Here is a 12977-nt window from a genome sequence, read left to right on the forward strand (position 1 = left end):
CCTGCGCGCAGACGGCATGCTTTCGCACGCATTTGGAATAGCTGTGGATCGCAGCCTCGCGCCTGCTCCAGCCTGAAGCGAGCGACGCGCGCAGGCAATCACGCGACCGGGCAACGCTAGAGCCAGCCCTTCTGCCGCGCCAGCCGATACGCTTCGATGCGATTGGCCACGCCCAGCTTGCCGATGCATTCGGACAGATAGTTGCGCACGGTGCCGTGCGACAGCTGCAGCTGCTGGGCGATCTCGCTGGCCGAGCGGCCTTCGCCGGCCAGGCGCAACACCGTCCGTTCGCGCTCGCTCAACGGGTCCGCTTCCACCCACGCATCCAGTGCCAGCTGCGGGTCGATGACCCGGCCGCCGCGATGCACCTGGCGCAAGGCGCTGACCAGTTGTTCGGCCGGCGCGTCCTTGAGCAGATAGCCGGCCACACCGGCATCCAGCGCGCGCCGTAAAAACCCGGGGCGCGCAAAGGTGGTGACGATCATGACCCGCACCGGCAGCGCCTGGCGCTGGATGCGCTGGGCCAGCTCCAGGCCGCTCAGCCCGGGCATTTCGATATCGGTGACCAGCACATCCGGCTGCAGCCGTTGCAGCTCGCGCCAGGCGCTCTCGCCGTCGCCGGCGCTGCCGACCACGTCGATATCGTCTTCCAGCCCGAGCAGGGCCACCAGCGCGCCACGCAGCAAGGCCTGGTCTTCGGCCAACAACACCCGGATCATCGCTCGCGCTCGCAGTTGTGCAACGGTTGCGCACGATAACAGCGCAGCACGGCGACGTGCAGCGGCCGGGCCGGTGAGCGCTCAGCGTGGTTGCGGCACCAGGGGCAGCGGCACTGGTGGGTGGGCCGGCTCCGGCATGGCGTGCGGCAACGGCACGCTGGCGCGCAGGCGCATGCCGCGTGGCAGCGCGTCCACTTCCAACCCGCCACCCAGGGCCTGCAGGCGCGCACGCATGCCATCCAGGCCATTGCCGGGCACGATCACCCCGCCGCGTCCATCGTCGGTGATCTCCAGCACCGCCCGGCCGTCCTGCGCGCGCAGGCTCACCCGGACCCGTCTGGCCTGGGCGTGGCGTTGCACGTTGGTGGCGGCCTCGCGCACCACCAACGCCAGGGCGGTCTCGTGCTCGGGCGGCAGAGGCAACGCGTCCAGCGTGTGTTCCAGCACGATGCCGTCCATGTCCAGCAGCACCTTTGCCGAGGCCAGCTCGGCCACCAGGCCGGCGGCGCGAATGCCGGTGACGGCGCGGCGCACCTGCGCCAGGGCATCGCGCGAGATCTGCGCCACCGCATCGATCTCGCCGCGTGCCGCCTGCGGGTCGCGCTCGATCAGGCGCGCGGCCAGATCGGATTTGAGCGCCACCAGCGACAAGGTGTGGCCGAGCAGGTCGTGCAGATCGCGGCCGATGCGCTCGCGCTCGGCAGTGGCCGCCAGCCGGCGCACTTCGTCCTGCGACAGGCGCAGCAACGCGTCCTTGCGCTCGTTGATGCTGTACACCGCGCCGACCGCGGCCATGCCCAGCACGGACACCGGCAACCACACCAATCCCTGCCAGCCCAGCCCGAGCCAGCGTGCCCAGGCCAGGTACAGCGCGTTCATCAGCAGCAGGATGGCGACATGCCGCCACAGCGCATGCCGCGTGGAAGGCCGCAGGCTCAGGCAGGCAAACACGAAGTAGCTGATGCCCGAGGCGTATACCGGTAGCAGCGCGGCGCTGAGTATCCCCATCGCCCAGGCATAGCGGTACAGCCTGTCGCGCGGCGCCAGCAACATGCGCGCGTACAGCAGCAGGAACAGCGGGTACGACACCACCGTGCACAACAGCCAGGTGCTGTCATAGCCACGCGGGGAGAACACCGGCACCACGAACACCCAGGCCGACCACAGCAGGTGCACGCAGTCCATCCACGGCGACTGGCCTTGCGCCAGGCGTGCGGCCACTTGCGAATGTGCGGCCGGACGAAGCCAGGCCGGGAGCCTTGCATGCATCGGAATGGATCCTTGTCGTTGCGCGGATTCTGCCACTGCCGGGTCCGCCTGGGCACGCGGCGTCGCAGAGTGGCCCCGATCAGCGGCCTCATGCGCGCGCCTGCTCATGCAACGCCCTCGCGCAGCGCGCTGCAGCGCTGCCTGCAAGAGTGCATTGCATCGAGGCGGTGCTGGCGCATGCGGGATCCCACGGTTGTTCGGTAGCGCCAGCCTGCGCGTGGGCACCACTGGCGCACAGTCGCGCCTGTCATGGGCTGCGGATGACAGCTGTCACTGGTGGGTGCCGCGCTCGGGCCGCATGCTGCACGGCATTGCCACTGCACCGTTCGCCTACCGTTTGTCGCCGCGTTGGGGTTGGTGACTTCCGGCAGCTTGCGGCGCGCCTTGCAGGCGGTCACATTCTGCGCAGCCTTCTGTCCTGGTTCTCGATGAACACATCCGCCGATCTGCTCAAGCAACTTCGCATCGACCGCCAGCGCCCTGCCGCGCCGCCACCCGCACGCCGCAGCGGCTGGATCATCGCCGCCATCGTCCTGGTGCTGGTGTTGGCAGCTGCGGTGTGGTGGTTCACCCGCACTCCGGTGGTCAAGGTGCAGACCGCACCGGTGGTGGCGATCAGTGCCGGCAGCAGCAGCGCCTCGGTGCTGGATGCGTCCGGTTACGTGGTTGCCCGGCGCATGGCCACGGTGTCGGCCCAGGTCACCGGCAAGGTACGCGAGGTGATGATCGAAGAAGGCATGCGTGTCGAACAAGGCCAGGTGATGGCCACGCTCGACCCGCTGGATGCCGATGCGCAGCGCACGCTGTCGGCCTCGCAGCTGTCGGCCGCGCGCAGCCAGGTCGACAACATGCAGGCGCAGCTGGCGGTGGCCAATGCCGATGCCACGCGCCTGCAGTCGCTGGTCGACGCGCAGCTGGTCTCGCGCTCGCAGTACGAACAGGCCACCGCGCAACGCGATGCCTTGCGTGCGCAGTTGCAGAATGCGCAACGCAACGTGCAGGTGGCATCGGACCAACTGGCCATTGCCGGCATCCGTTCGGACTTCAACGTGGTGCGCGCGCCGTTCGCCGGCGTGGTCACCGCCAAGGCTGCGCAGCCGGGCGAAATCGTCTCGCCATTGTCGGCCGGCGGTGGCTTCACCCGCACCGGCATCGGCACTATCGTGGACATGGACTCGCTGGAGATCGAAGTGGAAGTGGGCGAGTCCTACATCGGCCGCGTACAACCGAAGATGCCGGTGGAAGCGGTGCTCAACGCCTACCCGGACTGGAAGATCCCCGGTGAGGTGATCGCCATCATTCCCACCGCCGACCGCGGCAAGGCCACGGTGAAAGTGCGGGTGGCCTTCAAGGTCAAGGACGCGCGCATCGTGCCGGAAATGGGCGTGCGGGTGAGTTTCCTGGAGCAGGCCAAACCGCAGCAGGCGTCCAGGCCCCAGGGCGTGCGCGTACCGGCCGCTGCCCTGGTCGAACGCGATGGCGCCACGCTGGCATTCGTTGTCGGTGAGCGCAACACCGTGGCCGCCAGGACCGTCACCACCGGCATGCTGATGGGCCAGGATCGGCAGGTGGTCACCGGCTTGAATGCGGGCGATAGCGTGGTGCTCAACCCGCCGCAGACCTTGAAGGATGGCGACACGGTGGCCGAAGCGGAGCCTGACCCGACCGAATAACCATTCGCGGCGGCAGCGCGCAGACGCTGCGGCCGCGGCGCACTCCGTGTTGCCGTTACTGCTGTGCAGGCATGCCGCGTCGTCCCACCAAAACCGCAGTGGGCTGGAACTGGTGATCGCAGCGTTGTACGGAAGCTGCGCTGCGATCGCTCCGGGCAAGCCCAGGACTCTTTGTGCAATGCCCGTATCCACCATGAGTGCTGCGCAATTGATTATTGACCCAACCAGCTGTTGAAGCCGGATATCCCGATCACACGCACGCCAGTTTTGTTCAGCGCCCTGTTGCATCGCTGCCACAGCAGCGCCATCCGCCCCACCGCTTGTGCAGTCGCCGTCGCCGTGCCGCCCTTCGCTTTCCTCTTCCCTTGCATCGCCAGGACTCGCCATGACCGCTCTTGTCAGTTTGCGCAACATCACCAAGACCTACCAACGCGGACCCGAGCAGGTGCAGGTGCTGCACGGCATCGACCTGGAAATCGCCAGCGGCGATTTCGTCGCGCTGATGGGGCCGTCCGGCTCCGGCAAGACCACCTTGCTCAATCTGATCGGTGGCCTGGACAGCCCCAGCGGCGGCGAGATCGAGATCGAGGGTGAGCGCATCGACCGCATGAGCGGCGGACAGCTCGCCACCTGGCGCAGCCATCACGTCGGCTTCGTCTTCCAGTTCTACAACCTGATGCCGATGCTCACCGCGCAGAAGAACGTGGAACTGCCGCTGCTGCTGACCTCGCTCAATGCCGCGCAGCGCAAGCGCAATGCCGAGATCGCATTGACCCTGGTCGGCCTGCAGGAACGCCGCAGCCACAAGCCCAGCGAGCTGTCCGGTGGCCAGCAGCAGCGCGTGGCGATCGCGCGCGCCATCGTGTCCGACCCGACCTTCCTGATTTGCGACGAACCCACCGGCGATCTGGACCGCCAGAACGCCGAGGACATCCTGCGCCTGCTGCAGGAACTCAATCGAGAACACGGCAAGACCATCGTGATGGTGACCCACGACCCCAAGGCGGCCGAGTACGCCACCCACACCATCCATCTGGACAAGGGCGAGCTGGCCGACGCGCCACTCGTGCTCTGAAGGAGCGCTGCCATGAAGTATCTCTCGCTGGTGTGGGCGCAGTTGTTCCGCAGCAAGACGCGCACCTTGTTGACGTTGTTGTCGGTGGTGGCGGCGTTCCTGTTGTTCGGCATGCTCGATTCGGTGCGCGTGGCCTTCACCTCCGGCGGCAGCGTCAGTGGCGTGGACCGGTTGGTGGTGGCCTCGCGGCTGTCGATCACCCAGTCGCTGCCGATCCGCCTGGAAGCGCAGGTGCGCAGCGTGCCGGGCGTGCGCGATGTGACCTCGGCCATGTGGTTCGGCGGCATCTACCGCGACCCGAAGAATTTCTTCCCCAATTTCTCGGTGGCGCCGAACTTCTTCGACGTCTACAGCGAATACCAATTGCCCAAGGACCAGCTCAAGGCCTTTCAGACCACACGCACCGGCGCGGTGGTGGGCGAAACCCTGGCCAAGGAGTTCGGCTGGAAGATCGGCGACACGATTCCGCTGCAGGCCACCATCTTCCCGCGCAGCGGCAGCAACGACTGGCCGTTGCAGCTGGTCGGCATCTTCCGCATGAAGGACCGCACGGTGGCGGCCAACCAGGAACGCCAGTTGATGATGAACTGGAAATATTTCGATGAATCCAACGACTACATCAAGAACCAGGTGAGCTGGATGACGGTGACCCTGAGCAATCCCGACCAGGCCTCGCGCGTGGCGCAGGCCATCGATGCGCTCTCGGCCAACTCCGATCACGAAACCAAGTCGCAGACCGAATCGGCGTTCCAGCAGGCCTTCGTCAAGCAGTTCGCCGACATCGGCCTGATCGTCACCTCGATCATGGCCGCGGTGTTCTTCACCTTGTTGCTGCTGACCGGCAACACCATGGCGCAAGCGGTGCGCGAGCGGATTCCGGAACTGGCCACGCTCAAGACGCTGGGCTTCCAGGACCGCACGGTGTTGAGCCTGGTGATGATCGAATCGGTGTTGCTGATCGGCCTGGGCGGCTTGATCGGCATGGGCCTGGCCGCGCTGGTGATCCCGGCGGTGTCCGCACGCAGCGGCGGCCTGATGCCCACGCAGAGCGTGCCGCTGCAGACCTGGCTGGTTGCGCTGGCCCTGATGGTCGGCATCGGCTTGGTGGTGGGTGTGCTGCCGGCGTTACGCGCGCAGCGCTTGAAGATCGTCGATGCCCTCGCCGGCCGCTGACAGGAGCACGCAGATGCAAAGCAAATGGAAGAACCGTGGGGCAAACCTGCTGTCGGTGGTGGTGCTGGCGGTGGGGCTGGGAATCTGGATTGCGTTGCCGTGGATCGGCGTGCTGGCGGTCGCGGTGGCCCTGGCGCTGTGGCTGGTGGCCACGCGCAGCGGCCGCCTGTCGCTGGCGGCCGCGCGCATCGGCATCGCCAGCCTGCCGCAGCGCTGGGGGTCCACCTCGGTGATCGTGGTCGGCATTGCCGGCGTGGTTGGCGTGCTGGTGGCAATGCTGGCAATGGGCGAGGGCTTCCAGGCCACGCTCAACAGCACCGGCGATGACACCACCGCGATTGTTCTGCGCGGCGGCTCGCAGGCGGAGACCAATTCGGTGATCACCCGCGACCTGGTGCCACTGATCAGCAGCCTGCCCGGCATCGCAAGCGATGCCAACGGGCGCCCGCAGGTGTCGCCGGAGTTGTCGCAGGTGGTCAACATCGCCTCGCGCGCCGATGGCACCGACGTCAACGCGCAGTTGCGTGGCGTGGGCGAACAGGCCTGGGCGGTGCACCAGAAGGTCAAGATCGCGCAGGGCCGCCGCTTCACCCCCGGCCTGCGCGAACTGGTGGTCGGCAAGGGCGCGTTGAACCAGTTCCGCGGGCTGGAGTTGGGCAAGACGCTCACCCTGGGTAGCCAGCAGTGGACCGTGGTCGGCGTGTTCGCCTCCGGCGATGCGCACGATTCGGAGCTGTGGACCGATGCGCAGACGCTGGCCACCACCTACAACCGCAGCGCCTACCAGTCGATCCATGTGCGCACCACTGGCAAGGCTGGCTTTACGCAGTTCAAGGCCGCCATGGCCGCCGACCCGCGGCTCAAGCTGGATGTGGAAACCACCCGCGCGTACTACGGCAAGCAAGGCGGTGGCTTGAACAAGCTGATCAGCATCCTGGGCACGGTGATCGGCGCGATCATGGCGGTGGGCGCGGTCTTTGGTGCGCTCAACACCATGTATGCGGCGGTCGCCACGCGTGCGCGCGAAATCGCCACGATGCGCGCGATCGGCTTTCGCGGCACGCCGGTGATCATGGCGCTGATGCTGGAAACCATGCTGCTGGCGCTGCTGGGCGGGCTGCTGGGCGGGTTGATCGCCTGGGCGGTGTTCAATGGCTACACGGTCTCCACGCTGGGCAACAACTTCAGCCAGGTGGTGTTCCAGTTCAAGGTGTCGCCGGAGCTGCTGTGGAGCGGGCTGAAATGGGCGCTGGGCATCGGCTTGGTGGGCGGGCTGTTTCCGGCCCTGCGGGCGGCGCGGTTGCCGATCACCACGGCCTTGCGTGAGGTGTAGGCGGGCGGTGGCCCGCCGGGAATGGGGAATCGGGAGTGGGGAATCGTGACAGCCAAAGCGGAGCAAATGCGCTGCTGCGGCTGAATGTATTGCAGGTTGTCATGGTTTTGTCACCGCAGTGCGGTAGATGCGCGGGCCGGCAGGCCGTAGCCTGCTCGGCCGTTTGCTCCATGGATGTACTGCCATGACGCGCCTGCTTCTGCTGGCCTGCGCCTGCCTGTGGCTGGCCGGCTGTTCTTCGTCTTCCACCTCGCTCAGCGAGCGCCTGGTCGCGCCCGGTGGCGTGTCGCCGTTGCTGGACGAAGATCGCATCGCCGCCACCATCGCCACGGTGCCCAACCGCAGCGGCCATGTGGTGACGCGCGATCAGGTGCCGATCTTCTGGCGTGCGATCGATCCCGGCCAGTACGCCGTGCATTACCGCTACCTGGGCCAGCGCCAGGACCCGGCGCACGCGCTGGATGTGGACTTTACCTTCTCAGTGCCCACCGCCACGCCGCCTGCGCCGCGCGGCACCATCGTGCTGCTGCACGGCTGGATGATGGACGGCGATTCGCTGCTGCCCTGGTCGCTGCAGCTGGCGCAGGCCGGCTATCGGGTGATCACCATCGATCTGCGCAACCACGGCCATTCCGGTGGCGGCCCGTCGGGCTACGGCACGCGCGAGTCCGATGATGTGATCGATGTGCTCAACGCGCTGCAGCCGCGTGGCCAAATCCAGGGGCCGCTGTACCTGTTCGGCATTTCCTATGGTGCGGCCACCGCACTGTTCACGGCCGACAAGCTCGGCCCGCGCGTGGCCGGCGTGGTGGCAATGGAATCCTTTGCCAATGCCGGCCGCGGCATCCGCGACATGGTGCCGCATCTGCTGGCCAGCCAGCCCAGCGGCTGGCGCGGGCAGGCGGTGGCGGCCTATGCGCGCTGGCGCTACGCCGACCAGAACATCGATGCGGTGATCGCCGCCGCCGATGCCCAGCTCAGGCTGGATCTGGACCACGTCGATGTGGCGCAGGCGCTGGCGCACACGCGCAGCTGCGTGCTGCTCCTGCACGGCGATGCCGACCAGCACATTCCGGTGGCGCATGGCCGCGCACTGGCGTTGGCCAGCGCGCGTGCGCATTACCTGGAGCTGGCCGGCGAAAACCATCTGAGCCTGCCGCTACGGCTGGATCTGCTCGGTGGCCCAATCGATCAGTGGCTGGCGCAGGTGCAACAAGACCCCACCCATTGCCCTGCGCCGCAAGCGCTGCCGGCCTCCACGCTGGCAGTGGCCAGCCCCCTGGCGGTGCCGCGCAGTTGAGCGCGGCAAGCGCGCTGCTCCACGCCACACGCATCACGTGCAGTGCGGCGCTGGCTCAGCGCGCCGCCACCGGCTGCCGCGAACGCGCCACGCTGTCGCCGACGAACAGCAGCAGCCCGACCCAGATCGCAGCAAACCCCAGCGCGCGCCCCTGGTCGAACGGCTCATGGAAGAACCACACGCCCAGCAGGAGCTGCAGGCTCGGCCCGATGTACTGCAGGATGCCCACCAGCGACAGCGGGATCCGCCGCACGCCGTAGGCAAATCCGATCAGCGGTACCGCCGTCACCACGCCACCGAAGATCAGCAGCAGATCGGTGCGCAGATTCCAGCCGCTGAAGAACGCGCCGCCATGGCCCTGCTCGCCCCATGCGGCAACCAGCAGTGCCGGCACGAACAGGTACACGCTTTCCACACCCAGGCCGGCCACCGAGTCCACCGCCACCAGCTTGCGCAGCAACCCGTACAGGCCGAACGAAACCGCCAGCCCCAGCGCAATCCACGGCGGCGCACCGGCATCGATGGTCAGCCACAGCACGCCGAGTGCGGCGCACGCCACCGCCAGCCACTGGATGCCGCGCAGGCGCTCTTTCAGCACCAGCACGCCCAGCAACACGCTCAGTAACGGATTGATGAAGTAGCCCAGGCTGGCTTCGATCACATGCCCGGCGTTGATGGCCCAGATATACAGGCCCCAATTGAAGGCGATCGCCACGCTGCTGGCGGCCAGCATCCTCAGCGCGCGCGGCTGCGCGGCAATCGTGCGCCACCACCTCAGGCCCGAGCTCGCCACCAGCCACGCAACCACCAGCACGGCGCTCCACACGATGCGGTGCGCAATGATCTGCAGCGACGGCACCACCTTGAGCAGATGCCAGTACAGCGGCACCAGGCCCCAGATCACGAAGCTCGCGGCGGTCATCACCAGACCGCGCCGCGCTTCCACTGCCGACACCGGCACCGGCGCGCTCATCGCCGCGCCCTGGCCAGGGTGACCACCAGCACGCCCGCCAGGATCACCGCCATGGCGCCGAGGTCGTGCGCAGTGAACCGCTCATGCCCCAGCCACGCGCCCAGCGCCACCGCAATCACCGGGTTGACGTAGGCGTAGCTGCCAGCCAGCGCCGGGCGCACGTGGTGCAGCAGCCACACATAGGCGGTGAATGCCACGATCGATCCGAACACGCACAGGTAGGCCACTGCCATCAGCCCGTGCGGCGTTGGCCAGGCGTGCGGGCGCTCACCGATCAGCAGGCCGGTACTCACCAGCAATACGCCACCGCACAGCATCTGCCCGGCGGCGGTCATGAAGGGCGACGGCAGATCGCGGCCACGCGACCACACCGAGCCGAATGCCCAGCCGATCGGTGCGATCAGCAACAGCACCAGCCCACCCGGCGTGGCAGTCAGGCTGCTGCCGGCATTGAGCCACACCACGCCCAGAAAGCCGATCACGATGCCCAGCCATTCGCCGCCACTGGCATGCTGCCCGCGCAAGGCGCCGAACAAGGCCATCCATAACGGCACCGAGGCCACCGCGGTAGCCGCCAGGCCCGAGGACACGCTGCGCTCGGCCAGTACCACCATGCCGTTGCCCAGCAACAACAGCGCCGCGCCCATCAAGGCCACGTTCTTCCATTGCGCGCGCGTGGGCGCCGCCACGCCGCGCCAGCGCAGCGCGCCGTAGAGCACGCTGCCGGCAATGATGAAGCGCGAACCGGACACCATCGTCAGTGGCTGCGCACCGCCCTCCAACGCGAACCGGATCGCCAGATAGGTCGAGCCCCAGACCACGTAGACCAGCAACAACGCAATAACGACCAACCCGCTGCGCGCGGGCGCGGCAGCGTCGTGAGAGGAAGACATCGGACCTGCCAACTGCAGCGGAAGCTGCAATTCTAGATCACCTGCACACGCACACGCCGCACAGGCAGTGCACAGCGCGCGCGGTATGGTGCGCCCGACCCTCATCACGATGGAATGCCCATGCAGCATCGCACTCCCTGGTTGGCCCTGGTCGCGCTTGGCCTGTTCTCCACCACCGCAGCCGCCGCGCGCGCACCCGAGCCCTGGGAGCTCACCGGTCACGCGCTGATCGACGCCGGACTGGATGGCTCGCTGGCACCGGAGATCGACGCACCCGGGCAACCCGAAGTCAAGGTCATGGTGTCGGCCAGCCGCGCCGGCGCCTATCTGCTGGGCGTGGCCAGCGCCACGTATCGCACGCAGTGGTGCATGCCCGCAGGCAAGGCCGGCCCGCCGGACCTGCGGGCACTGCTGGCTGATCTCAGCGCATTGCCCGATGCACGACTGGATGAGCCCGCACCCGGCCTGATCGTCCAGGCATTGGCCAAACGCTATCCGTGCCGCAAGTAGAACGCTGGCAGGAAGTCGCCTGCAAAGCGCTGCATGAGGCCGTGCTGCACCGATGCCCTCCGCATCGGCACCAGCGCAAGGCAGGCATGAAGCCGGGCTGGCGAAACGCGGCGGACACCGAGGCCGTCACGCTCTGCAGCGGCGCACCAGCCGTCGTGCGGCACGTGTGGAGTGCGGACAGCACGCTCGGAGCCGGAGCGTCCGCGTGGCGCAGTCCGATTCCAGGCAACCGCCGCGCCCGCCTGCCGGCTGCGCAGCCGCTTTCTAGCGGCCCTTACCTGCGCGCTGCATCGCTGCGTGCACGGATGGCCTTGAACTCCGAGCCATCCTGCCAGCTCGGCCACTGCCGGCCGTTGGCCAGCGCCACGCCGACGTCGTAGACCAGCGTGGTATCGGCGGCATGTCCGCTGGCATCCCACTGCGGGGTCCAGCGGTCGCAGGGCTGGTGATAGCAGTCGGCGAAATACTTCTCGCGCAGCGCCTTGCCCTTGGCGATGCCGCCATCGCGCATGTCCAGGCCGGGGCCGGCGGTGATGGCCGGCACGCCCATGCGCGCGAACGCGAAATGGTCGGCGCGGTAGAAGAAGCCAGCTTCCAGATTCGGGTCCGGCGAATACGTGCGCCCGCGCGCCTTGGCGGCCTGCTCCAGATCGCCTTCCAGCGACACCCGTCCACGCCCCCATGAGGCGATGTCGCGGGTGGGGCCATCGGGGCTGAACATCTCCATGTTGAGCACCGCCACGGTCTTGTCCAACGGCGCCAGCGGATGCGCGGCGTAGTAGTTGGCACCGAGCAGGCCCTTCTCCTCGGCGGTCAACGCAATGAAATACAGCGTGCGCTGCGGCCTGGGGCCGGCGGCGAACACGCGCGCCAGTTCCAGCACGCTGGCCACGCCGGTGGCGTTGTCCACCGCGCCACGGCGCACCGTGTCGCCGGAGGCATCGGCCTTGCCGATCCCGAACGCATCCCAATGCGCGGAGAAGATCACCGTCTCGTCCGGGTGTTGGCTGCCGGTGAGCTTGGCCACCACGTTATGGGTGACCACGCGTTCGCGCTTGAGCTTGAAGTCCACCGACAGGCGCGCATCGCCCAGCGCCACCGGCGCAAAGTCGCGCTGCTGCGCGCGTGCCTTGGCCTGCTCGAAGTCCAGCCCGGCCTGCTTGAACAGCGACTGTGCCAGTGTGCGCTGCATCCAGCCACGCACCTGCACATGCTGCGCGCGGGCATCGGCGTCGCTGCGTTCGATGTCGAACAGCGGCGACAGGCCCGAACTCTGCACCGTGGCCCAGCCGTACGCGGCCGGCGCGGTCTCGTGCACGATCAGCACGCCGGCCGCGCCACGCCGCGCGGCTTCTTCGTACTTGTAGGTCCAGCGGCCGTAATAGGTCACCGCCTTGCCATCGAACGCACCCGGCTGCGCGCTCTCGAAGTCGGCATCGTTGATCAGCACCACCGCGATCTTGCCGCGCAGGTCCACGCCCTTGTAATCGTCCCACTGCCGCTCCGGCGCGCTGATGCCGTAGCCCACGAACACCAGCGGCGCATTCTTCAGTGCCACGGCGGCCTGCGGACGCAGGCTCTGCAAGGTCACATCGGTGCCGTTGACCAGGGTCTGGGTCTTGCCGCCCACGCGCAGGGTCGCCTGCACCGGCCCCTCCACCTGCGCGCGCACCAGCGGCACCGCCTGGGTCCAGCTGCCCTGCTCGCCACCGGGCTGCAGGCCCGCCGCCTTGAATTGTTCGACCAGGTAATCGACAGTGCGCTGCTCACCGGCACTGGCCGGCGCACGGCCCTCGAAGTCGTCCGAGGCCAGCAGGCGCACGTGCCGCGACAACGCCTCGGCATCGATGCCGCCACCGGGCAGATCGTTGGCGGCCTGCGCCACGCCTCCCACGAACAGGCAGGCGGACAACAACAGGATGCGCATCGGATTCACGGTGAGGCCTTGCAACGGATGGATGACAGACAGTTTACAAGCGCGCGGCCCGATCGGGAGCGCGATGCGCGGCGATGGGTTCACTGCTGAGCGCGCGGGCGATGCCATTGCCTCTGTCGGCAG

11 protein-coding genes are annotated in these 12977 nt (G+C 67.8%); 6 read left to right on the plus strand and 5 right to left on the minus strand.

Annotation, left to right across the window (positions count from 1 at the left end; translation table 11 throughout):
* Positions 1–116: 116 nt before the first annotated feature.
* Entirely contained in the window at positions 117–719 is a 603-nt protein-coding gene (locus HG421_RS16930; protein ID WP_064507673.1) for a response regulator transcription factor, read from the minus strand.
* Positions 720–800: 81 nt separating this feature from the next.
* Complete coding sequence (locus tag HG421_RS16935) at positions 801–1988, minus strand: sensor histidine kinase (RefSeq protein WP_169707372.1); 1188 nt, start codon at positions 1986–1988, stop codon at positions 801–803.
* 428 nt (positions 1989–2416) lie between these two features.
* Here HG421_RS16935 and HG421_RS16940 point away from each other — a divergent pair, with 428 nt between their 5' ends.
* From HG421_RS16940 to HG421_RS16960, 5 genes are all read left to right on the plus strand, one after another.
* Entirely contained in the window at positions 2417–3661 is a 1245-nt protein-coding gene (locus tag HG421_RS16940; RefSeq protein WP_169707373.1) for an efflux RND transporter periplasmic adaptor subunit, read from the plus strand.
* Positions 3662–4046: 385 nt separating this feature from the next.
* On the plus strand, positions 4047–4736 hold the full coding sequence (locus HG421_RS16945) for an ABC transporter ATP-binding protein (RefSeq protein ID WP_169707374.1): 690 nt from the start codon (positions 4047–4049) through the stop codon (positions 4734–4736).
* 12 nt (positions 4737–4748) lie between these two features.
* Entirely contained in the window at positions 4749–5909 is a 1161-nt protein-coding gene (locus HG421_RS16950) for an ABC transporter permease (protein WP_169707375.1), read from the plus strand.
* 13 nt (positions 5910–5922) lie between these two features.
* Positions 5923–7242, plus strand: a complete 1320-nt coding sequence (locus HG421_RS16955) for an ABC transporter permease (protein WP_169707376.1) — start codon at positions 5923–5925, stop codon at positions 7240–7242.
* Positions 7243–7426: 184 nt separating this feature from the next.
* On the plus strand, positions 7427–8542 hold the full coding sequence (locus tag HG421_RS16960; RefSeq protein ID WP_169707377.1) for an alpha/beta hydrolase family protein: 1116 nt from the start codon (positions 7427–7429) through the stop codon (positions 8540–8542).
* A 55-nt stretch (positions 8543–8597) separates the two neighbouring features.
* On the opposite strand, the gene rarD is transcribed toward HG421_RS16960, so the two are convergent.
* Entirely contained in the window at positions 8598–9515 is a 918-nt protein-coding gene (gene rarD, locus HG421_RS16965; protein ID WP_169707378.1) for an EamA family transporter RarD, read from the minus strand.
* Positions 9512–10408, minus strand: coding sequence for a drug/metabolite exporter YedA (gene yedA / locus HG421_RS16970; protein WP_169707379.1), 897 nt, complete (start codon positions 10406–10408; stop codon positions 9512–9514). The genes rarD and yedA overlap by 4 nt, the downstream gene beginning before the upstream one ends.
* A 120-nt stretch (positions 10409–10528) precedes the next feature.
* Here yedA and HG421_RS16975 point away from each other — a divergent pair, with 120 nt between their 5' ends.
* Positions 10529–10918, plus strand: a complete 390-nt coding sequence (locus HG421_RS16975; protein ID WP_169707380.1) for a Rap1a/Tai family immunity protein — start codon at positions 10529–10531, stop codon at positions 10916–10918.
* A 274-nt stretch (positions 10919–11192) separates the two neighbouring features.
* On the opposite strand, the gene HG421_RS16980 is transcribed toward HG421_RS16975, so the two are convergent.
* Positions 11193–12845 (minus strand): M28 family metallopeptidase, encoded by a 1653-nt coding sequence (locus tag HG421_RS16980; RefSeq protein WP_169708241.1) that lies wholly within the window; start codon positions 12843–12845, stop codon positions 11193–11195.
* Positions 12846–12977 lie beyond the last annotated feature (132 nt).

The organism is Xanthomonas campestris pv. badrii (assembly GCF_012848175.1).
Lineage (GTDB): Bacteria > Pseudomonadota > Gammaproteobacteria > Xanthomonadales > Xanthomonadaceae > Xanthomonas > Xanthomonas campestris_C.

Excerpts from the sequence above, each read along its gene's own strand:
- HG421_RS16930 (WP_064507673.1), bottom strand. The coding sequence starts at position 719 with ATGATCCGGGTGTTGTTGGCCGAAGACCAGGCCTTGCTGCGTGGCGCG.
- HG421_RS16935 (WP_169707372.1), bottom strand. The coding sequence starts at position 1,988 with ATGCATGCAAGGCTCCCGGCCTGGCTTCGTCCGGCCGCACATTCGCAA.
- HG421_RS16940 (WP_169707373.1), top strand. The coding sequence starts at position 2,417 with ATGAACACATCCGCCGATCTGCTCAAGCAACTTCGCATCGACCGCCAG.
- HG421_RS16945 (WP_169707374.1), top strand. The coding sequence starts at position 4,047 with ATGACCGCTCTTGTCAGTTTGCGCAACATCACCAAGACCTACCAACGC.
- HG421_RS16950 (WP_169707375.1), top strand. The coding sequence starts at position 4,749 with ATGAAGTATCTCTCGCTGGTGTGGGCGCAGTTGTTCCGCAGCAAGACG.
- HG421_RS16955 (WP_169707376.1), top strand. The coding sequence starts at position 5,923 with ATGCAAAGCAAATGGAAGAACCGTGGGGCAAACCTGCTGTCGGTGGTG.
- HG421_RS16960 (WP_169707377.1), top strand. The coding sequence starts at position 7,427 with ATGACGCGCCTGCTTCTGCTGGCCTGCGCCTGCCTGTGGCTGGCCGGC.
- rarD (WP_169707378.1), bottom strand. The coding sequence starts at position 9,515 with ATGAGCGCGCCGGTGCCGGTGTCGGCAGTGGAAGCGCGGCGCGGTCTG.
- yedA (WP_169707379.1), bottom strand. The coding sequence starts at position 10,408 with ATGTCTTCCTCTCACGACGCTGCCGCGCCCGCGCGCAGCGGGTTGGTC.
- HG421_RS16975 (WP_169707380.1), top strand. The coding sequence starts at position 10,529 with ATGCAGCATCGCACTCCCTGGTTGGCCCTGGTCGCGCTTGGCCTGTTC.
- HG421_RS16980 (WP_169708241.1), bottom strand. The coding sequence starts at position 12,845 with ATGCGCATCCTGTTGTTGTCCGCCTGCCTGTTCGTGGGAGGCGTGGCG.